This window comes from Paenibacillus sp. lzh-N1, assembly GCF_002872435.1.
In the GTDB taxonomy this organism is placed as follows: domain Bacteria; phylum Bacillota; class Bacilli; order Paenibacillales; family Paenibacillaceae; genus Paenibacillus; species Paenibacillus polymyxa_C.
On sequence record NZ_CP025696.1, the window covers coordinates 4,137,323 to 4,159,185 of the forward strand.

Sequence of the window (21,863 nt, forward strand, 5' to 3'; positions counted from 1 at the left end):
ATACCAAGACTAGAGACCTTAAGGAAAGAAGTGATGCGGGATGGATAAAGTGGAGTTTCCGAGCAAGCGTAGAGTAATCAGGCGAGGCTGACATGAATTTCAAATGAACATGAAATGTGGTTCGTTGAAGACAGATGGAAGCAACATCGCAACAGTGTAATCGAACCCGTGATCTAATTGCAGTATTGAAAGTATAGGGGCGAAGCCCCAGGACCGTCTTCCTCTCTGGCTTGGGCTGGGGAGGAAGACGGTCCTTTTCACGTTCGAGGCTACTTTTGAGAAAGTTGCTTGACCGTTTCTCGGAAGGTATCAATAAAAGCTTCGGCAGCTTTAGACAAATAACGTCCGTTCCGGTAAGCAATCGCTAGGGTGCGGCTGGGGGTAGGTTCGGCTAGTGGCAGCAATGCTGGAACAAACTCGCTACTGGCGGCCCGTGCGATAAAACGGGGGACGAGTGTCACGCCCATACCTGTCGCGACGAGCGATTGGAGTGTCTCCATATTAGTGCTTTCAAACACCACGTTGGGTTCAAAGCCTGCTTGATGACACAGATCCATCGTCAGCTTGCGAAAGCCTTGCCCTTTTTTCAGGACGACAAAAGGCTCGTCTTTAAGTTCTTCCATATGCACGGGCTGCGGCTGGTCACCGATTTTACGCACGGCTAGGGGATGACCCGGAGGAACGGCGAGATCAATCCATTCTTCACCGATGGGCACATAAGAAAGTGTAGGTTCTACTAAGGGAAGAGAGAGCAGGCTGAGATCTGTATCGCCACTTGCCGTTTTTTTCTCCAGATTCATGGAGGAATCTTCGACTAACACGATTTCAATGTCTGGATGAGCCCTCTTGAATACAGGCAGCACATGCGGCAGCAAATGGGAGCCCGTGATAGGCATGCTGCCAACGACGACCTTCCCTTTTCTCAGTTGAGAGATATCGTCCATTTCCTGTCGGAGTTGCTCCACCGCGTCGACTATTTTTTTTGCCTTTTCCACAAAGCTTGCTCCGGCATGTGTTAATTCCACCGTGCTGGTGTTGCGTTGAAACAACAGCACCCCAAGCTCTTTTTCCAGTTTGGACAATTGCTGGCTCAAAGAAGGCTGGGCAATATGCAGTTTTTCTGCGGCACGTGAGAAGTTTTTTTCCGCTGCAATTTGCAGGGTGTACTGAAGCTGTCTGAACTCCATCGAATTTCATGCTCCTTATCTTATAAGCTTTTCCTATTACATTATAGACTGATTATACAATAATAAAATTAAATGCCCAATCCTAACGAATCTCATGTGTCACAAGTTTTATATAGATGAAGTGTTTTTTCACAAATAGCTCCTTTTAATACAGATAATGAATTCCCTTAACATTCTCCTGATAAAACCTAATTAATCTTAGTTCTGGTTGTACAAAAAAGGTCTGGGAGGAAAATGAATGCTAAAATGTTGGGGGATACATACGAAAAAATCGGTGGCTGCACTCGTAGCGACAATGATGCTAACCGTAAGCGGCGGGACAGCGATGGCAGTCGAGAAGGATACATCAATTAAAAATGTAATTATTCTGATTCCAGACGGTATGGCTAATGACGCTACTGCACTGGCTAGATGGTACAAAGGATCATCTTTAACGTTAGACAGCATGGCAAGCGGCATGGTGCGCACGCATTCCGCGGATGCACCGATTGCCGATTCTGCTCCAGCGGGTACAGCTTTTGCCACAGGACATAAATCACACACTGGCTATGTAGGTGTTCTTCCGGATGAAGCGACGATGCCTGGACAACAACCGATCGCAGCAGGTGATGCCAAAAAACCTGTAGCTTCCATTCTGGAGGCTTCCAAGCTAGCAGGGAAATCGACCGGAATTATTGCTACTTCGGAGATTATGCATGCGACACCAGCTGATTTTACCGCACATTATCCTGACCGTAAAAATTATGATGCACTCAGCATGCAACAAGCCTACAACGGAGTTGACGTTGTGTTAGGTGGAGGCGGCAAGTTTTTGGAGCCAGCAGGGCGTAAGGACGGCCAAGATATAATTGCTCAAATTAAAGACCAGGGCTATGATTTTGTCACAACACCTGAGGGGCTGAAAAATTCGACCTCCAACAAGCTCTGGGGCAGCTTTTCTCCCGAAGCCCTCGCGTATAACTTGGATCGCGATGCATCCAAGGAACCTAGTTTGGCAGAAATGACAACGAAAGCCATTGATGTGTTATCCAAAAATGATAAAGGCTTTTTCTTAATGGTAGAAGGCAGTAAAGTGGATTGGGCTGCACATGCTAATGATCCAACGGGAATTATTAGTGACGTGCTTTCATTTGACGATGCAGTGAAAGTGGCTCTGGATTACGCCAAGCAAAATCAAAATACTGTCGTCGTAGCAGTGACAGACCACGGAAACGGTGGATTGACGATTGGTAGCAGTGATACAACTAGCAATTATGACAAAACGCCTTTGGCTTCTTTTATAGACCCGCTGAAAAAAGCGAAGCTAACGGGGGAAGGCTTGGAAGCCAAGCTGAATGCAGATCGCAGCAATATTAAAGAGGTGCTTTCCACGTATTTTGGCATCACCGATTTGACAGACGAAGAAGTAAAGACAATTAAAAATGCTAAAGAAGGTAGCGTGAATTATGCCGTCGGACCGATGATTAGCAAACGTGCCAATATTGGCTGGACTACGGGTGGACATACAGGAGGCGATGTTGTGTTGTACACGTACGCGCCGAACGGAGACCGTCCATCCGGTGTAATCGACAATACGGATGTAAATAAGTATATGACACGTGTACTTGGACTGGATTTGGATACAGTCAGCAAGCAACTGTTTGTTCCTGCAAAAGCCGCTTTTGAAGCTAAAGGAGCCAAGTTTACTGCAGACACGAAAGTCATTACAGTGACCAAAGGCAGTAACAAGCTGGAGCTTCCAGTATACAAAAATATTGCTACACTCAATGGTAAAAATTCTACGCTCAACGGTGTAGTCGTATTTAACGGCGTTGATTATTTTGTACCCCAGCAAGCGATTGATTTGATTCAGTGATAAACAGAACCATCGACAGAAGCTGTTTCTTCCATAAGGGAGGAGGCAGCTTTTTTTTTGTGTAGAGATGAATATGTAGTTTTTAAGTTGAGAATGAAATTGGTTTTCAGAAAATGGGATTTTTTGTGAAACTAGTCACGTTATATTCTCTCTAATGTTGCTAGAATAATACATGTACGATATAAGTCGCTGATGATGTAAAGTCCGGATGGACGAGGGAAGAAGGGATGAGTCACGGACGAATTATTACTGCGTCTGGCTGATGGCAAGGAATGGACGCATACAGAAATGGCGGAACTGCTAACACGTCTGGATAGTGAGCCGACGCTACGAGCTCAGCTGCGCCAACTGGCAGCTCGCACCAAATTGGAGCGTTATGGCAAAGGTGTTTTTTTACGAGGATTAATTGAATTCTCAAGTATATGTCGTCAGGATTGCATGTACTGTGGGCTGCGTGCTTCGAATAAACAGGCTGACCGTTACCGTTTGCAGCCGGAAGAAATTCTGGCCTGCTGCGCGGAGGGGTATGAACTGGGTTATCGGACCTTTGTTTTGCAAAGTGGGGAAGATTACTGGTTTACGGCTGCTCGGCTGACGAAACTAATTCGGGAAATTAAAAGCCGTTTTGCAGATGTGGCGGTTACATTGTCCATCGGTGAACGGGATGACGAAACTTATGAGCGATTATACGAGGCGGGTGCGGACCGTTTTTTGCTCCGGCATGAGACAGCTTCACCCAGTTTGTACGCCAAGCTGCATCCGACGATGACGATCGAAAGCAGGCGTAGCCGTCTGCTGGCTTTGCAACGTATCGGCTTTCAGATCGGGGCTGGATGTATGGTGGGATTGCCAGGACAAACGAACACTGAATTAGCAGACGATTTGGTCTATTTGCATAGTCTGTCCCCAGATATGATCGGGATTGGCCCCTTTTTACCACATAGCAACACGCCACTTCGTGAGGCCAGCCAGGGGAGCATGGAAAAGGCACTTGATATCATCTCATTATCCCGATTGGTCGTTCCAGATGCGCTTATTCCGGCATCCACGGCCATGGGGACGATTCATCCCCAAGGAAGGGAGAAGGCGCTTCAGGCGGGAGCGAATGTGGTGATGCCTAATTTGTCGCCACTGGCGGTGAGGCCTAAGTATGCGATTTATGAGAATAAAATATGTTTGGGTGATGAGTCTGCCCAATGTAGACATTGCTTGGAGCTGCGGATCCGTGGAGCTGGATTTGAAGTTGATATGGGGCGCGGCGATAGTTTGAGAGTGCAACGACAGCTTATGAGACAGGGGACAGTGTGAAACGTGACGGAAACAGTGCAGTAACCATAAATAAGGAGATGGGTATACGTGAGTGGAGTACGGGAGAAAGTGTCGGCGGATTTTATTAATGAAGCAGAGATTATGGCTGCAGTGGAGCAGGGGAAACAAGAGGCAACCAATCGACAGCGCATTTTGGAAATTTTAGAAAAGGGTAGAGCCTGCCGCGGACTGAATGCAAGTGAAGCGGCGGCTCTTTTGCATGTGGATGATCCTGAATTATTGGAAGAGATGTTCAAATCTTCGAGGGCAGTCAAAGAGCAGATTTATGGCAACCGGATTGTGTTGTTTGCTCCTTTATATGTAAGCAATCACTGCGTTAATAACTGCGAATATTGTGGTTATAAACATACCAATGATAGCTTTACGCGTAGCCGCTTGACCCCGGAGGAATTGGTGGAAGAGGTCAGAGTACTTCAAGAACTGGGACACAAGCGACTCGTACTGGAAGCGGGGGAAGACCCAGTCCATTGTCCCATTGACTATATCGTTGATTGTCTGCGCCAGATCTATGAGGTCAAAGTAGATAATGGCAGCATTCGGCGGATCAATGTGAATATTGCATCCACTACCGAAGAGGATTATCGGAAGTTGGCAGAGGTGGGTATTGGAACGTATATTCTATTTCAGGAAACGTATCACCGAGAAAGCTATCGCAAATTTCACTTACAAGGACCAAAACGGGACTTTGATTGGCACACCACCGCAATGGACCGGGCTATGCGTGCAGGTATAGATGATGTGGGGATCGGTGTGTTGTACGGTTTGTATGATTTCCGCTATGAAACTGTAGCCATGCTGAAACACGCCGAGCACTTGGAAGAAGTCTTTGGCTGTGGGCCTCACACGGTCTCGGTTCCACGCTTGCGTCCGGCTGAAAATGTAGACCTGGAGCGATATCCGTACCTGGTCAACGATGATGATTTTATGAAAATTGTATCCGTCCTTCGACTGGCTGTCCCTTATGCTGGTATGATTCTGTCTACACGCGAGGAGCCGGAATATAGAGACCGTGTCATTGGTTTAGGCGTGTCACAGATTAGTGCTGGATCAGCTACGGGCGTAGGGGCCTATGCCAAACAGGACACGGAAGATAAGCCTCAATTTGAGGTGGGAGACCATCGCTCACCATCGGAAATTATTAAAAGTCTATGTCGTGGCGGATATATGCCAAGCTACTGTACAGCTTGCTACCGTGAGGGGCGAACCGGAGATCGCTTCATGGAGCTTGCCAAATCCGGACAAATTCACAATGTGTGCCAGCCGAATTCGCTGCTGACTTTCCAAGAATATCTACTGGATTATGGGGATGAGGAGGCACGTGAACTGGGAGCTGCCGCGTTGCGAGAGAATCTGGAGCGTATTCCACGTGAATCGACACGCCGTTTGACGCTTGACAGACTTGAACGATTAGAAGCAGGCGAGCGCGATTTGTATTTTTAGCATTATATAATATGGGTAGTATCATTTCACGCTATGAAAATTCTTATTATTTATAATAATAGCATTTGAACATAAAAAGCAGTCGCGTTGGAATCAGCGCGGCTGCTTTTGTATGTCTAGAGAAAAAATATTAATGGCGAGTTATTTTAGGAATAACTTCCGGCTTCAGCCGCTTGCTCCCAGGCCAGCATAGCGGATGGAAAGCATTCAATAGCGCGGGGAAAGACCCCCTGTACATAAGCGATAAAAACACCATAGTTAACAATCGGCACGCCGGCCGCTTTCGTTTCAGACATTCGGTGAAGCATTGTACGCCGATTGAGCATACAGGCACCGCAATGAATAACCAACGCATATTCACTCAAATCGTCAGGGAAACTGGAGCCGGATGCATGCTCGATAATGAGACGTTTGCCTATCGTTTGGCGGAGCCAACGAGGGATCTTCACTCGACCAATATCGTCAGATTGGCATTGGTGAGTGCAGGCTTCGGCAATGAGTACACGGTCTCCATCCTTGAGGCGATCAATGGCTCTTGCCCCTCGCACCAGTTCGTCCAGATCGCCTTTATGACGGGCAAACAGAATAGAGAAAGAGGTAAGAGGTACATCCTTGGGTGTGTCGGCTGCGACTTTCATAAAGACCTGTGAATCGGTAATGACCAGGCGGGGCTTGCGTCCCAGTCGCTCCAGCGTCAAACGTAGTTCATGCTCTTTGGTCACTACAGCGATGGCATCGCTCTCTAGCGTATCACGGATCGTTTGCTGCTGCGGCAGAATCAATCGACCCTTTGGCGCAGCTTTATCGATGGGAACCACCAGCACGACCAGATCGCCAGGTGACAACAAGTCACCTACGATGCGGAAGCGATCTTCGTTTTGGGGGAGTGTATTCGTGATGGCCTTTTTCAGTTCAGTGTCCCCCCGAAGCATAGCGGCACTGAAAGGAATCAGTGTGAGATTCAATTCGTTCCCCAGCGTTGCAGCCATCGGATCTGATTCAGTAAGGGTATCTATTTTATTAAGTACCCCAATGACAGGAATCTTTTTAGTGCGTAGCTTTTCAAGCAGCTCATGCTCGAATGGTCCGACGCCAACAGTGGCGTCGATGACCAGCAGAGCCAAGTCTGTACTATTAAGAATTTCTAGCGTTTTGTTGCGGCGCAGCTCCCCGATCTCACCCTCATCGTCCAGTCCGGCGGTATCCACCAGAAGAATGGGACCCACAGGAAGTAGCTCCATCGGCTTGAAAACGGGGTCCGTAGTCGTTCCTCCTATAGGTGATACCACAGCGGCGGGCTGGCCGGTCAAGGTGTTCAGAATGCTGGATTTGCCTGCATTTCGGCGACCAAGCAGAACGATATGTGGTCGGTTGCTTCTCGGGGTATCATTCATTCCCATGGTGAGTTCCTTCTTCCTGCCCCGGAATTCCGGGCTTGGTAACGGTATAGGGATGGCACAATTGGTCAATCCGCGCACGGGTCAGTTGACCGCGATCCTCTGCAATATCCTCTGGTGAGCGCCCCTGTGCAATGGCTGCTGATGCAATGGAAGCAGCTTCATCATAGCCAAGTTCCGCGACTAGCGCAGAAGCCATCACAGCTGAGCTGTGCAGATTAGCAGAGCAGCGTTCCTCATGTACGATCAGACCGCGCACACACCGTTCCTCGAACAGTTGAACGGCATTGCTGAGAATGTGCAGAGATTCCAGCAGCGACTCGGCAATCAACGGTAGGAACGCGTTCAGCTCCAGCTGTCCAGAGGCAGCAGCCATCGTGATAGCCGCATCATTGGCCATCACGCGCATCGCTGTCAATCCGGCCATTTCTGCCATCACCGGATTGACCTTGCCTGGCATAATAGAGGAGCCAGCTTGGACCGGAGGCAGCATGTATTCACCGATACCACCGAAAGGACCAGAGGCCAGCAGACGAAAATCGCTAGATATTTTGAGCAGATTTACGGCAGCGGATTTAAGTAGACCCGATACCTCAACGAAGACATCCATATTTTGAATCGGGTCCATGGGGTGGTCGCTACGACATAGTCCTAATCCAGTCTCGTCCGCCAGCTTTTCGACCATCCGGTAGCTGTAAGCCCGAGGCGCATTCATACCTGTGCCAATCGCCGTGCCTCCAATTGGGATTTCTCGCAGCCGTTCTTCGGCTTTATAGAGGCGCCAACGGTCACGCGCTATAGCTTTTGCGTAGGCACCAAAGCCTTGCCCGGCCATCATAGGCAGGGCATCCATTAGCTGTGTGCGGCCTAGCTTGAGCAGGTCGGCATATTCTATTTCTTTTTGCTGTAAAGTATTTTGTAACGAAGACATCGTGTCACATAAAGGGCGCAGCAGGCGTATCGCAGCAATTCGTAGCGCCGTAGGATAGACATCATTCGTAGATTGGCAGCAGTTCACATCATCCAGCGGATGTACAAGCTCATATTGCCCTGGCTGCCCCCCTAGCTGTACGATGGCCAAATTAGCAATGACCTCATTTACATTCATATGGGTACTGGTGCCTGCGCCGCCTTGCATGGCATCTACGGTAAACATATCTTGATGCCGTCCAGCGAGTAATTCATCGCAGGCATTTACAATGGGAGACACCCGGTGAGTAGGTAGCCGTTTCTGCTCACCATTGACTTGAGCGGCCGTTTTTTTCACCAATACAAGAGCGTGAATCAGGTTTCTGTTCACGGGCCTGCCGCTGACTGCAAAATTGTTCATCGCACGTGCGGTGTGAATACCGTACAAGGCCTCCGCAGGAATTTCCATGTCTCCTAGTGCATCCCGTTCGGTCCGCATAACTTTGACCAGAGGAGAAGACGGAGTCATGTTATAGACCCGTCGCCGGAATACGTGTCATATGCAGCAGCTGACGTGCACTTGCAGCTCGTTTTTCCTCAACCCGTGCATGAACCAGATCTGGCTCGACCAGCTTGAGGGCTTGCGTTGGACATTTTCCAATACAGGCCGGTCCGCCATCCACACCTTCGCACAAATCACATTTGCTGGCAATCATGCGTTCTTTGGGTTGCAAACGACCCGACACATTAGTGTACAGTCCGTCTTGCACGACCGGCTGTCCGTCTCTGTATTGAGGCACCATGGTAATCGCGCCGTAAGGGCAGGCGATCATGCAGGTTTTACAGCCAATGCAACTTTCGCTGTTAATAAGAATGCAGCCGTCTGCGTTCGTAATGGAGCCGTTCGGGCAAGCATTAGCACATGGAGCATCCTCACAGTGACGACACTGGACAGGTGCGGTGACTCCAAAGGATTTGATCACCTTTAAGCGAGGGTGAAAATGAAACTCGTCATCTGGCGAGATAAAAGGGTTCTCCGATGAATGTGCGATAACACATGCGATTTCACAGGTACGACAGCCGATACACTGATCGGGATCAGCTAAAACAAAGCGATTCATACTAACTCGACTCCTCTCTAACTAACGGCAAATTATAATTTCTAATGATTATATCTATGTGTTGAACGTACTAATGAATGGGATAATCGTTATGTCCTTTGACGGACATATCACTGCTGCTGCGGCTCTGCCTGCCGGGTCCACGCTTTTGAAAGGTCGTGTGCAGCAGATGGTGTGATACATGACCTAGCGGCTCACCTAGAAATTCATCGTACAGCTTGATGATAAAAGGATTCTCATGCGATTTGCGCACCTGAGATGCAGCATCATGTCCATAGATAGACGATTTACGCGCACGATAAGCCTCGATTTTTTGTTTTTCTAACATGAGCTTGGGTTGCCCTCCTCCGCTGATACATCCAGCTGGACAGCCCATCACCTCAATAAAATGATAATCACATTCGCCTGCCTGCACACGATCCAGGAGCTGATAGGCATGCTGGAGTCCAGCGACGACCGCTACCTTGAGCTGCAATTCGCCCACCTGTACCTCCGCTACTCGAATGCCTTCCTCGCCACGGACAAAATCCAGCTGGAGCTTTGGCAGCTTCTCATTCGTCAGCAGTTCATAACCTGTGCGGATGGCAGCTTCCATAACTCCTCCAGTTACACCAAAAATAGTACCTGCGCCTGAATATTGACCTAGCGGTGCATCAAATTCCTCATCAGGCAGGTTCATAAAATCAATGCCTTGTTGCTTGATCCAGTATGCAAGCTCACGCGTGGTCAATACCTCATCCACATCACGATAACCGTCGGATTCCATTTCGGGACGATCGCATTCAAATTGTTTACAGGTACATGGCATGATCGCGACGCTGTAAATATTCGCAGGTTCCACCTCATCCAGCTGTGCACCATAGGTCTTGACCAGCGCTCCCACCATTTGCATTGGCGATTTGCAACTGGATAGATGGTCTAGCAGATCGGGGTATTCAATCTCGGCAAAACGGACCCAAGCTGGACAGCAGGATGTGAACATCGGTAACGGTCCACCCTCGGTTACGCGGCGAATCAACTCAGTGCCTTCTTCCATGATGGTTACGTCAGCTCCGAAATTCGTATCATATACTCGATCAAAGCCGAGGCGACGAAGGGCAGCGGCCATTTTGCCGGGTGTTAGGGTACCAAACGGCATGCCAAATTCCTCCGCGAGTGACACACGAATGGCTGGGGCGCACTGCACGATTCGAAGCTGTCCTGGCTTCTTCATCATGTCAGCTACCTTATTCAGGCTGTAGCTATAATAGGCAGCAAAGAGCGGTTCGCCGGTGTCGGCAGGCATATCGCGTTCACGTATACGTTCCTGACGTTTGATGGCGGATGCCTGCGGAGATGAATCTGCCCAATCTGTGGCGTATACGCTGCAGATTTGCACACATTGACCGCAAATAACACAGCGGTCTGCGTTCACGGTTTGAGGTTCTCCAGGCAGTCCCTCTATGGCATCTACCGGACAAACACCCGCACAGCGTCTGCATCCAGTACAGAGCGTTGGGTCAATATGAATGACGGGGTCTGTAGAATCAGACGTCCTCATACATGGAGGCGAAGAGATCTTGTCTGTTGTTGACATGTTTTTCTACCTTTCTGCGGCTGATTTTGACCTTACAGGCGTGGGAAAAAGACTTCCCGCCGAGGCTCTGGAGGCGAGTCGGATATACCATTGGCCAGCCGTAGCACATGATTTGGACAGGCCTCTACACAAGCAGGCTGTCCGTTCTCTGTTTCCGCGCACAGATCGCATTTGCTTGCCGCAGTGCGGGGAAGCGCGGTTCGATTTGCACGGTTAGTCAGACCGGACTGCGTGATAACGTGTCCGGCTCGATAGACTGGAGGCACCTCGATTGCTCCGAAGGGGCAGGCCAAGACACAGGAGGTGCAGCCGATGCATCGCTCCTCATCAATCATGACTACGCCATCCTCCTGGCGAATGGCCTGCACCGGGCAGGCATGTGCACAGGGGGCATTTTCACAATGCCGGCATTGCACTGGCACGTACGTATCTCCGGCGCGCACTACATATACCTTGGGAACCACAGGCACACTGACGGTTCCGACCGAAGCGCCTATGCCGCCCGCCTGCCCATGAACGGCAAAACACGCCAGTTCACAGGCTTTGCAGCCAATACATTGCCCGCCGTCTGCAACGACGAATGAGGAAGCAATAGCACTTGTTCTATCGGCTGACCCCATTCTGTTTGTCGGACGGCTCAGCGTGTTGCGCGCGCCGCTCATCTCGTCACCTTGTCAGCTAAAACGGCTTCCTGAACGTTCATTTGTTTACGAATCTGTTGGTATGATTCATGTACATCACGTTCAGCCTGCGCTTGGTCGGCAATCCGCTCCAACCGGATGGCACAGTATTTTAATTCCGGGGTTTTGGATACCGGGTCGAGAAAATCGGCGGTCAACTCGTTACATGCTCCGACCCACCAGTGATAGGTCATGTAGGTCGCACCTTTCTGCACACGGTCACTGATTTGTGCCCGTGCCATAATGCGTCCCCGACGCGAGGAGATAGCCACAATTTCGCCATCTAGAATGTTTAGATCTGCTCCGTCTTCCGGACTAATCTGAATAAATCCAGGCTCATCAGACAACTGGCGCAATGCACGGCAGTTACCAGTCATAGTACGTACGGAGTAATGGCCTACCTCACGTACTGTAGATAAGACAAGCGGGAATTGTACATCCGGCTGTTCTTGTGGTGGTCGCCATTCGCAGGCGAATAATCGGCCTTTACCACTAGGTGTGGAAAATTGATTGCCTTTGTACAAATACGGTGTACCTGGATGATCCTCTGTAGGGCATGGCCATTGTACGCCGCCTTGTTCCTCCATTTTCTGATAGCTGGCACCAGCGAATAAGGGACTTAGGCTTCGCATTTCATCCCAAATTTCCTCTGTGTTTGCATAGGACATAGGGTAGCCCATAGCGGTAGCAACCTCGCTAATAATAGCCCAGTCTGGCTTTACATCACCCTGAGGCTCGACGGCCTTGCGGATGCGCTGAAAGCCACGGTCTGCCGAAGAATACACCCCGTCATGCTCGCCCCAAGCGGTAGAAGGGAGGATGACATCCGCATGCAGTGCCGTCTTGTTCATGAAAATATCCTGCACCACGACAAATTCCAATTTTTCCAGCGCTTCACGCAGCTCGGCAGCGTTCGGATCACTTTGTACAGGATCTTCGCCGAAGATATAATAAGCCTTCAGCTTGTTCTCTTTCAGAATGAGATGCGGTACTTCTGTAAGTGAATATCCTTTTTTACGCGGCAGTTCAACACCCCATGCTTTTTCAAACTTTTTGCGAACTGCAGTGTCGATGACATCCTGGTAACCAGGATACACATTGGGTAATGCACCCATGTCGCAGGAGCCCTGGACATTGTTTTGTCCACGTACAGGTCCAATACCTACATTTGGCTTGCCCAGATTACCAGTAAGCAGGGCAAGGGAAGCGAGACCTTTTACCACATCAACGGCCTGTGAAAATTGACATACGCCCATTCCGTATAGAATTGTAGCGGTAGGAGCCTTGGCATATTCCCTCATAGCCGCCCGAATGTCAGCAGCCTTGACACCCGTAATACCTTCCGCATATTCAGGTGTATATTTTTTAATGTTTTCTACATATTCGGCAAAGCCTTCTGTGTTTGCTTCGACATATCTTTTGTCGTACAGCCCTTCATGTACTAGCACATGACCAAAGGCGTTCACCAAAGCCATGTTCGAGCCGCCTTTTAGAGGTAGCCACATATCCGCGATGCGCCCTGTTTCAGTCATACGAGGATCACATACAATAATTTTGGCACCTCTTTGCTTGGCAGCTACAATACGTCTTGCGACGATTGGATGCGTTTCTGGCGCATTGTATCCAAATACGAAAAGGAGATCAGAATGTTCAATTTCAGGAATAGAGTTGGACATAGCCCCATCCCCAAGCGAGTAGGTTAAGCCTGCTACGGAAGGACCGTGGCAAACACGGGCACAGTGATCAATATTATTGGTGCCAATGACTGCCCGCATGAACTTTTGCATGACATAATTGGCTTCATTCCCCGGACCGCGTGCGGAACCCGTCCCCATGATAGAGTCAGGTCCATACTTTTCCTTAATTGCTGACAGCCGTTCGGCAGTATACTGAATGGCTTCATTCCATTCCACTTCCTCCATGACTCCATTTTTGCGAATCATGGGCTTGCGCAAGCGTGCAGTCAGAATCTGTGGATCATTCAGAAAATCCCACCCATAATGTCCTTTCAAACACAATGTTCCTTCATTTGTACGACCATTAGCCGGCTCTGCGCCAATTACCTGTCCTTTGTCCACTAGCAAATGAAGCTGACAACCACTTCCGCAGTAGGGACATACTGTTAATACCTTGTCTGCCATGTGTGCAGCACCTCTTTTTATATGAAATAGATGAAACTCGTAACATAAAAAAAGCCAATACAAAAATGCCGCTTTACGCTGCATTCTGTACTGGCTTATCCGCGAGCGAGGAGATAATCTCCTTCCCGCTAATCCAACCGGGGTATGTGTTGTAGTTCAAGAGTAATGATAATGTGTCCGTCTCCATGGACGGAGGGGCAGACCTCCCAAGTGTAAGTGAAGGGACTGCCAAGTGTTTTTTCGGCTTCCCTCATAAACTCCTTTTCCAGATAAGGACGAAGGACATTCCAGTAATCACTGACCTTTTCCACAGCGCCTTCATGAACGAGAATTTCGGACAGATTAGACAAAGTACCTTGGATCTCTACTGTAACTCGGAGTGGTGAGTTCAAAGAAACCTTAACGTTGTCCGGTCCTTTTCCTCGGTAATGCTTGACAATACATACGGCCAGCTTCCTGATGCGCTCACGGTATTCCAATTCGGTATTCAACATCTGGACACTCCGCTTCGAATCAAAATAAAGGCGTACTTGCCGCGCATGCTAGACAGCCTCTGTAGCTAATTTAGAACAGGAAGTAAACGTCCCGACCAAAATGGTCTGCCCAGCACGGCGTATCACTCTTCTATGGTAGAACAGGTTGACCCGGAAAGATGTGAAATTCATTACACCCAACCAAAATTTTACATAGTTTAGATTGGAGGTAGGTATACTGGGAATTTAGCGAGCGAGAGAGTTCTGGAAAAGTAGCCATTGGTTTTTCATAAAGAGTGATTATGGTCGGAGGAAATCTACACACTAGCAAATACATTGACCAAGGAAAAGTATGGATGATATAATCAAAAAAGGAAAAATCATTGATTATTTTAGATCCGTATTTAAACGGGCTTTTTTAAGAGTTTATTTTGTAAGCGCGTACAATGGTTTTCCTTACATAACACGGGGGAGGCGATCAATGGATTCATTTTATCCAAAATAAGTGTCTTTCTTTTTTTTTATTTTTTATGCAACCGGTTGCACGATCTAGCTACTAAATTTTATCAGGAGGGTGTTAACTTGCTAAGAAAAAAAACAGGGAGTTTTATTTCTTGGTTGATTATATTGTCGCTTTGCTTGAACTTTTTCGGTTTACCTGGCGGTGCTTCGGCCAGTAACACCGATTATACAGCCGCCTATACGCATTCCACAGTGAATGCTCTTCCACTGCCAACCGCATCGGCCACTTCTACCGTTACTGCGACGTATGCACCTACAGCATCACCTACATCAACTCAAAACGGATTAACGGTTCACTTTAAAAAGCCTGCAAGCTGGAATTCAGCAATTCGAATCCATTACTGGAATTTGAATCCGGCAACCGTTCCGATTAGTGGGGCGTGGCCCGGGATTCTGATGAAGTCGGACGGAAACGACTGGTATAGCTATACCATTGCCGAGGCGACAGGCTCAAGTCTCATCTTTAATGATAGTAGTGGCAAACAGACGGCCGACTTGTCCCGCAGTGTGAAAGAGGGCTGGTATTACACGGATAACGTATGGTATGATGCCAACCCGGAAACTCCAAAAGTTCCGGTGGTTTCCATCTCTCCCGAGCCGAAAACATACGATTCGGCCCAAATGGTAACGCTGTCCAGCACCAACAGTGGCGATAAGATTTATTATACGATAGACGGTTCGACACCTACGACCTCCTCGACCTTGTATACCACTCCAATCAAGGTTGCTTCGTCTTTGACTATCAAAGCCATCGCTGTCAATTCAATCGGTCAAACTGGAAATGCATCCTCTTTCGATTATGTAATTGACCTAAATGCCGATCTGAAAGCTCCGACAATCACGGCTAATTTGCCTGCCGGGCATTCCGGTTCCTCTGTGACGATATCCTTCAACCTGAAAGATAACAAGGCGGCAACGACCAAGGCATACTACACGGAGGATGGTACGGAACCGACCACAAGCTCAAAAGTCTACATCCACGGTAACGCACTGACCGGATTGACCGGACCGTCCATCCTTATCTCCAGGACCACGACATTAAAATTTCTTGTTATAGACGGTGCTGGGAATCAAACCAAACAGAGCTTTGTTTATAATATTGGAGACAAGGGGGATTTTCGGGAAGACACTATTTACTTCGTGATTACTTCCCGGTTCTATGACGGTGATCCAAGCAACAATGTGCATGCATGGGATGATACCAAGGCGCGTAATCCGGATTCGGACCCGGCTTGGAGAGGAGATTTTAAGGGACTGATTCAAAAGCTCGATTATATCAAAGCCCTCGGATTTAGTGCCATCTGGATTACACCTGTTGTGCAGAATGCCAGCGGTTATGATTATCATGGTTACCATGCTATAAACTTTGCCAAAGTAGATCCAAGGTATGAATCGGCAGGAGCTTCTTATCAGGATTTGATCAATGCGGCCCATGCCAAAGGGCTGAAGGTTATTCAGGACATCGTCGTCAATCATACCGGTAATTTTGGTGAAGAGAATCTGTACCCCATGTTTAAGAAAGATCCGGCTAAACCGGATACCGGTAACAACTTGGTGAAAACTACGGATAAGCTGCCGTCAAACTATGATTCCATGACACCCGATCAGCAGTATAAGGCAAGGCTCGCTTTAATGAAGACCGCCGAAACGAATAATAATATTTACCATACAGAGAAAAGTCTTTCCTGGGAGTCCTATACTGTTCAGACTGGTCAGATAGCGGGAGATTGCGTGGATTTGAACACGGAAAACCCTGCAGTTAACAAATATTTAATTGATACCTACAATCACTATATAGACATGGGCGTTGACGCTTTCCGTGTCGATACAGTGAAGCATGTGAGCCGATATATTTTCAATAAATACTATATTCCTGCCTGGAAGACAAGAGGCGGCTCGGATTTCTATGTTTTTGGAGAAGTAGCCACCCGGTACAGAGATGTTTGGAACAGCGGAATTCCAGCGATTTCAACGCCATTCTATACTTGGAAGGCTTCAAAATCATATCCGGGCGATGGGAAAAATGACTATGCCTCTAATAAAATGTCGGTTGAACAAGAGTGGACGGATAACTCTACTACAGCAGGACAGCCAACCTCGAACAATGCTTTCTTAATCGGCAATACCTATCATACGCCTGACTATTCGATGAAATCGGGTATGGATGTGATAGATTTTCCTATGCATTGGGCATTCAAGACCGCGCATGAAGCCTTCAATATGAGAAGTGGAGATCAATACTACAATGATGCCACCTGGAATGTAACCTATGTCGACTCCCATGACTATGCGCCCGACCAGGCTCCGGAAAATCAAAGATTTGCGGGCACACAAGATACTTGGGCCGAGAATCTCGATCTGATGTTCACCTTCCGCGGAATACCCGCCATCTTCTATGGCTCCGAAATCGAATTTCAAAAGGGGGCAGTCATTGATCCGGGTCCAAATGCACCGCTAAGCAAAACGGGACGGGCTTACTACGGCGATCACATAGAAGGCAGTGTTATGGTACAAGATTATGGCAAATACACAAACGCTACTGGCACGCTTGCGGAATCACTCAACCATCCTCTGGCGAAACATATCAGACAGCTAAATTTAATTAGAAGAGCTGTTCCTGCCTTGCAAAAAGGCCAGTATTCTACAGAAAATGTAACGGGTAATCTTGCGTTTAAGAGAAGATATACCGACAGCGCCAAAGGCATTGACAGCTTTGCGTTGGTCACGATTTCGGGAAACGCAACGTTTTCCGGAATTCCGAACGGAACCTATGTGGATGCAGTGACCGGTGATTCCAAAAAAGTTACGGATGGCAAAATTACCTTGAATTGCTCCGGTAAAGGAAATGCAAGGGTATATGTTTTGAATGGCAGTGGTGGAATTGGAGAAACGGGAACCTATTTGAAGTAAGCAGTCATCGGAGATTGACGGTGTACGGTATGGTGATGCACTCAATCTCAATGTTTTAGCGCAAAACGATAATGATATAAAAATAGAGTCATACCAAAGGTCAAAAGGAAAAATAACCTTAGGCCTTTGGTGTGTTAGTCTTGCCTCAATATTTTCTTAAGTGCGCTTATAGGTCAAGACTATCACTTCTATAGATATCATATCTTAGACCAATCAGACACGTCGTGGTATATTGTTGACATCCAAGAGAGAGCCGTACAGCTTCTCTCCACTAGGTTCGAAAAACACAGGGGTGAATATTGATGAGTAAAAAGACCATGTTCGAGAAAATTTGGGATAACCATGTCATCTATCAGGAAGCGGGCAAGCCGAGTATTTTGTACATTGATCTTCACCTCGTACATGAGGTAACTTCGCCGCAGGCGTTTGAGGGACTACGTCTTAGCGGTCGCAAGGTGCGTCGTCCAGAGCTGACGTTTGCCACAATGGATCATAACGTGCCGACAAAAGATCGTTATAACATTACGGACCCGATTTCCAAGCAGCAGATTGATACATTAACTCAAAATTGCCGCGATTTCGGTGTCACACTATATGATCTGGATACGGTGGATCAGGGTGTCGTTCACGTTATGGGGCCTGAACTGGGGCTGACTCATCCGGGAAAAACGATTGTTTGTGGTGATAGCCATACCTCCACACACGGGGCGTTCGGAGCGCTCGCTTTTGGTATCGGAACCAGTGAGGTAGAGCACGTATTGGCAACGCAATGTCTCCAGCAAGCAAAAGCAAAAACGATGGAAGTTCGTTTTGTAGGGCGTCGCAAACCTGGTGTGACGGCAAAGGACATGATTTTGGGTGTCATCGCCCAATACGGTACAGATTTCGCTACAGGCTATGTTATTGAGTACACGGGTGAATCCATCCGCGAGTTGAGCATGGAAGAGCGCATGACAGTGTGTAACATGTCTATTGAAGGCGGAGCCAGAGCAGGTATGATTGCGCCGGACGAAACGACCTTCAACTACTTGCGTGGACGTCAACATGTAGCCCAAGGTGACGCATTTGAGCAGGCGGTTGCTGAGTGGAAAGAGCTTGTCACCGATGAAGGCGCCGAGTTTGATGTCGTGCTGGAGTTTGACGTGGACTCCTTAATTCCACAAGTAACGTGGGGCACCAGTCCCGGTATGGGCACAGATATTTCCTCAACCGTACCCATTCCGGCAGAATTGCCGACAGAAAACGAACGTAAAGCAGCTGAAAAAGCGCTTGAATATATGGATTTGAAGCCAGGCACACCGATCACGGATATTGCAATTGATTATGTGTTTATCGGCTCCTGCACCAACGGTCGGATTGAAGATTTGCGCGCTGCAGCCGAAGTAGCCAAAGGCTACAAGGTTTCTGACAAAGTCACGGCAATCGTGGTACCAGGTTCGGGTCGTGTGAAAATTCAGGCTGAAGAAGAAGGACTGGACGTCATTTTTCAAGAAGCAGGATTTGAGTGGCGCGAAGCGGGTTGCAGCATGTGTCTTGCGATGAATCCAGATGTACTTCAACCGGGGCAGCGTTGTGCTTCAACTTCTAATCGCAACTTTGAAGGTCGTCAGGGACGCGGAGGACGTACTCACCTTGTATCTCCAGCAATGGCAGCCGCTGCGGCGATTCATGGACATTTTGTCGATGTACGAGATTGGAAATTCAAGCAAGAAGAAGTTGTCCGCTAGGATACGGAGGAGGAATTAACGATGGAAGCTTTCACAACTTTAAAAGGAATTGTAGCGCCTGTGGATCGGGTGAACGTGGATACGGATGCTATTATTCCTAAGCAATTTTTGAAACGAATCGAGCGCACAGGCTTTGGGCAGTTTTTGTTCTATGAGTGGCGGTTTGATGAGGCGGGCAATATTAATCCTGAATTTGAACCGAACAAGCCTCGTTATGCAGGGGCATCTGTACTGATTTCTCGCGCCAACTTTGGTTGCGGCTCCTCCCGTGAGCATGCACCGTGGGCAATCATGGACTATGGGTTTCGTTGTGTAATCGCACCGTCTTTTGCGGATATCTTCTATAATAACTGTTTTAAAAACGGTATTTTGCCGATCAAACTGTCTGAAGAGCAAGTAGAGGAATTGTTCCAGCGCACGGCAAAGCATGATAATTACCAATTAAACGTAGACCTGAATGAAAAAACGATCACTGACGATTACGGTCTGCGTATTGAATTCGATCTGGATGAACATCGCCGTCAATTCCTGCTGCAAGGCTTGGATGATATTGGCTTGACCCTCCAGCATGAGTCTGAAATTCTGGCTTATGAGCAAAAACGTGCTGCGAAACAAGGCGCATAATGTTCATTTCCGGTCCAATTTCAATATGAAGAAATATAGTTAATTTATTTGATAGACAGACAGCCCGTACTGGCAACTCTTTTGCCTACGGGCTTTTATCATGTTTAGAAAATAAATTGGTAAATAAGGGGTTGACGGTTCGACTCATCATGGTATTGTAAATGTAAAATGGTTGAAGGACTATGTCTGTAAGTAGCACAAAAAATACATATATAAGTTAGGGGAATGAGGATGAAGAAATATGGTTGGGTGATACTAGCGGCTATCTTGATTTGGTTGTGGCCGTCCTCCCCTCATGTGAATGCGGCTGGAGCAGAATTGTTTTTGGATGGCAAAAGGGTGGAAGCGCCCGCGGGTGCCAAGCCTGAAATGGTCAATGGTAAAATCATGGTACCGCTCAGGGTGGTTGGGGAGCAGCTTGGATATCAGTTTAAGTGGGAGCCACAAGCCTATAAAATTTCAATACAAAAAAACAGTACCGATATGTCTATGTATGTAGGCCGTACATCCGCTGATGTGAATGGAAAAACAGTTAGTTTGGATGCACCACCTGTGCTGCGGGGCAGCTCGACCATGGTTCCATTGCGTTTTGTCGGGGAGCAAATGGGGTTAAAAGTGGATTGGAATAATCAAAATAAATCCGTAAATCTCAGTCAGAAGATTGCAACTCAACCAGCGGATAAACAGTCTCAATCCCAACAACCGTCGCAAACGTCAACACAGAGTACAAAAAGCACAAATAAAACGCCTACAGCAACAGCGAGAACAATAACTCCGGTTGAAGCAGACAAGCATACGGAAGCCGTACCTTCAACTTCCAAGGAGCAGAATGTAGAACAGACTACTACAAATGCGGTGCTTGTACAAAACATTTCTTTTGAGAATGAAACGTTAAAGATTTCTCTGAACAAAGACCTAACTCCTAAAGTATCCAAAATGACAGGACCTGACCGTATAGTTGTAGATTTACCGGAGACTTCACTGTCGACAGATCTTCTCCAGTCGTTCCCGGTTCGTAAGGATGGCACTCGGGCGTTGGTGAATAGTTACGGTGAGGATGTACAGGAAATCAGATTTGCTCCTGCGGATGGAACAAAAGGGGGCGCACGTATCGTCATTGTTTTGAATCAGGCACGTGATTACAATCTTTCAACAAATGGCATAGGTGATATCACCCTTCAGTTGCGTGAACGTAGTGTGAACCCGGAGATAGTAGCTCCAACGAATGTCGAAGGACGGCGAATCGTCGTAATTGATCCAGGACATGGTGGTAAGGACCCTGGAGCAGGCAGTGTGACTGGACGACATGAGAAGGAATTTACTTTGGCGGTAGCGTTAAAAGTCCAGCAGCTTGCCCAAAATGATCCTGATATTCAAATTGTATTGACTCGCAATGGAGATACGTATCCCACACTGGATGAACGGCCACAGCTCGCTAATAATCAGCAGGCTAGCGTGTTTGTTTCCATTCATGGTAACAGTATGCCAACTTCTAATAACGGAAAAGCTAATGGGTCTGAAACCTATTATGCACGTCAGGAAAGTTTGAGCCTGGCCACGATCATGCACAAGCATCTTGTAGCAGCAACCGAGTTTAAGGATAACGGTATTAAGGTGGCAAACCATGTGGTGACGAGAAAATCACAAATGCCCGCTGTATTACTGGAATGTGGCTACCTTAGTAATCTGTCAAATGAAGCGGCCATGTTCACAGAAGAAACACAGCAGAAGATTGCCGAAGGTATTGTCGATGGCCTGAAAGAGTACCTTGGAACAGGCACAGGAGTAACTGAATCACTCAACTAAGAAAGTTTGCAATAAAAGCTGCTTTTTCACCTTTTAATGAAAATTCATGAGGGTGAAAAGTAGCTTTTTTTATTTTTTTGCTGTGACTTTTGACGGGAAGCAAATGGTCCATATTTTTAGTCAAAATTCGACAAAAATAGTTCTTTGGCACGTATATTTCTGTTAT

General features: G+C 47.7%; 15 protein-coding genes. 7 read left to right on the forward strand and 8 right to left on the reverse strand.

Features of this window, described 5'->3' with window-relative positions; genetic code table 11:
- Positions 1–269 precede the first annotated feature (269 nt).
- Positions 270–1,187 (reverse strand): LysR family transcriptional regulator, encoded by a 918-nt coding sequence (locus C0638_RS18765; protein ID WP_013371611.1) that lies wholly within the window; start codon positions 1,185–1,187, stop codon positions 270–272.
- 238 nt (positions 1,188–1,425) lie between these two features.
- On the opposite strand from C0638_RS18765, the gene C0638_RS18770 reads away from it, so the two are divergent.
- From C0638_RS18770 to hydG, 3 genes are all read left to right on the forward strand, one after another.
- The gene (locus C0638_RS18770; protein ID WP_040103517.1) at positions 1,426–3,042 is read left to right on the forward strand and encodes an alkaline phosphatase; all 1,617 of its coding nucleotides are present in this window, start codon (positions 1,426–1,428) and stop codon (positions 3,040–3,042) included.
- 288 nt (positions 3,043–3,330) lie between these two features.
- Positions 3,331–4,350: a [FeFe] hydrogenase H-cluster radical SAM maturase HydE gene (hydE, locus tag C0638_RS18775; protein WP_058711555.1), complete on the forward strand. Its 1,020-nt coding sequence runs from the start codon at positions 3,331–3,333 to the stop codon at positions 4,348–4,350.
- A gap of 48 nt (positions 4,351–4,398) precedes the next feature.
- Positions 4,399–5,811: a [FeFe] hydrogenase H-cluster radical SAM maturase HydG gene (hydG, locus tag C0638_RS18780; RefSeq protein ID WP_013371608.1), complete on the forward strand. Its 1,413-nt coding sequence runs from the start codon at positions 4,399–4,401 to the stop codon at positions 5,809–5,811.
- Positions 5,812–5,957: 146 nt separating this feature from the next.
- On the opposite strand, the gene hydF is transcribed toward hydG, so the two are convergent.
- The 7 genes from hydF to C0638_RS18815 form a co-directional block, all read right to left on the reverse strand.
- Positions 5,958–7,211: a [FeFe] hydrogenase H-cluster maturation GTPase HydF gene (gene hydF / locus C0638_RS18785; RefSeq protein ID WP_058712306.1), complete on the reverse strand. Its 1,254-nt coding sequence runs from the start codon at positions 7,209–7,211 to the stop codon at positions 5,958–5,960.
- Positions 7,198–8,646 (reverse strand): aspartate ammonia-lyase, encoded by a 1,449-nt coding sequence (locus C0638_RS18790; protein WP_082689684.1) that lies wholly within the window; start codon positions 8,644–8,646, stop codon positions 7,198–7,200. The genes hydF and C0638_RS18790 overlap by 14 nt, the downstream gene beginning before the upstream one ends.
- A gap of 1 nt (position 8,647) precedes the next feature.
- Positions 8,648–9,238, reverse strand: coding sequence for a 4Fe-4S dicluster domain-containing protein (locus C0638_RS18795; RefSeq protein ID WP_013371605.1), 591 nt, complete (start codon positions 9,236–9,238; stop codon positions 8,648–8,650).
- Between the two features lie 70 nt (positions 9,239–9,308).
- Positions 9,309–10,814, reverse strand: coding sequence for a [FeFe] hydrogenase, group A (locus C0638_RS18800; protein ID WP_233902222.1), 1,506 nt, complete (start codon positions 10,812–10,814; stop codon positions 9,309–9,311).
- Positions 10,815–10,846: 32 nt separating this feature from the next.
- Positions 10,847–11,476 carry a 4Fe-4S dicluster domain-containing protein gene (locus C0638_RS26065; protein WP_058712309.1) on the reverse strand — a complete coding sequence of 210 codons (630 nt, stop codon included), beginning with the start codon at positions 11,474–11,476 and terminating at the stop codon, positions 10,847–10,849.
- Entirely contained in the window at positions 11,473–13,635 is a 2,163-nt protein-coding gene (fdhF, locus tag C0638_RS18810) for a formate dehydrogenase subunit alpha (protein ID WP_058712313.1), read from the reverse strand. Before fdhF ends, C0638_RS26065 begins: the two co-directional genes overlap by 4 nt.
- Before the next feature lie 128 nt (positions 13,636–13,763).
- A complete protein-coding gene (locus tag C0638_RS18815) occupies positions 13,764–14,129 on the reverse strand; it encodes a hypothetical protein (protein WP_013371601.1) in 366 nt (121 codons plus the stop codon).
- Between the two features lie 561 nt (positions 14,130–14,690).
- Here C0638_RS18815 and C0638_RS18820 point away from each other — a divergent pair.
- The 4 genes from C0638_RS18820 to C0638_RS18835 all read left to right on the forward strand — a co-directional run bounded on the left by C0638_RS18820 (position 14,691) and on the right by C0638_RS18835 (position 21,697).
- The gene (locus C0638_RS18820; protein ID WP_058712310.1) at positions 14,691–17,540 is read left to right on the forward strand and encodes an alpha-amylase family glycosyl hydrolase; all 2,850 of its coding nucleotides are present in this window, start codon (positions 14,691–14,693) and stop codon (positions 17,538–17,540) included.
- 302 nt (positions 17,541–17,842) lie between these two features.
- Complete coding sequence (gene leuC / locus C0638_RS18825; RefSeq protein ID WP_058712311.1) at positions 17,843–19,267, forward strand: 3-isopropylmalate dehydratase large subunit; 1,425 nt, start codon at positions 17,843–17,845, stop codon at positions 19,265–19,267.
- 21 nt (positions 19,268–19,288) lie between these two features.
- Positions 19,289–19,891 (forward strand): 3-isopropylmalate dehydratase small subunit, encoded by a 603-nt coding sequence (gene leuD, locus C0638_RS18830; RefSeq protein ID WP_016822140.1) that lies wholly within the window; start codon positions 19,289–19,291, stop codon positions 19,889–19,891.
- Between the two features lie 231 nt (positions 19,892–20,122).
- Positions 20,123–21,697: an N-acetylmuramoyl-L-alanine amidase gene (locus C0638_RS18835; protein ID WP_058712280.1), complete on the forward strand. Its 1,575-nt coding sequence runs from the start codon at positions 20,123–20,125 to the stop codon at positions 21,695–21,697.
- Positions 21,698–21,863: the final 166 nt, after the last annotated feature.

Excerpts from the sequence above, each read along its gene's own strand:
- C0638_RS18770 (WP_040103517.1), top strand. The coding sequence starts at position 1,426 with ATGCTAAAATGTTGGGGGATACATACGAAAAAATCGGTGGCTGCACTC.
- C0638_RS26065 (WP_058712309.1), bottom strand. The coding sequence starts at position 11,476 with ATGAGCGGCGCGCGCAACACGCTGAGCCGTCCGACAAACAGAATGGGG.
- hydE (WP_058711555.1), top strand. The coding sequence starts at position 3,331 with ATGGCGGAACTGCTAACACGTCTGGATAGTGAGCCGACGCTACGAGCT.
- C0638_RS18800 (WP_233902222.1), bottom strand. The coding sequence starts at position 10,814 with ATGTCAACAACAGACAAGATCTCTTCGCCTCCATGTATGAGGACGTCT.
- C0638_RS18795 (WP_013371605.1), bottom strand. The coding sequence starts at position 9,238 with ATGAATCGCTTTGTTTTAGCTGATCCCGATCAGTGTATCGGCTGTCGT.
- C0638_RS18790 (WP_082689684.1), bottom strand. The coding sequence starts at position 8,646 with ATGACTCCGTCTTCTCCTCTGGTCAAAGTTATGCGGACCGAACGGGAT.
- C0638_RS18815 (WP_013371601.1), bottom strand. The coding sequence starts at position 14,129 with ATGTTGAATACCGAATTGGAATACCGTGAGCGCATCAGGAAGCTGGCC.
- hydF (WP_058712306.1), bottom strand. The coding sequence starts at position 7,211 with ATGGGAATGAATGATACCCCGAGAAGCAACCGACCACATATCGTTCTG.
- C0638_RS18835 (WP_058712280.1), top strand. The coding sequence starts at position 20,123 with ATGAAGAAATATGGTTGGGTGATACTAGCGGCTATCTTGATTTGGTTG.
- C0638_RS18765 (WP_013371611.1), bottom strand. The coding sequence starts at position 1,187 with ATGGAGTTCAGACAGCTTCAGTACACCCTGCAAATTGCAGCGGAAAAA.
- leuD (WP_016822140.1), top strand. The coding sequence starts at position 19,289 with ATGGAAGCTTTCACAACTTTAAAAGGAATTGTAGCGCCTGTGGATCGG.
- leuC (WP_058712311.1), top strand. The coding sequence starts at position 17,843 with ATGAGTAAAAAGACCATGTTCGAGAAAATTTGGGATAACCATGTCATC.
- fdhF (WP_058712313.1), bottom strand. The coding sequence starts at position 13,635 with ATGGCAGACAAGGTATTAACAGTATGTCCCTACTGCGGAAGTGGTTGT.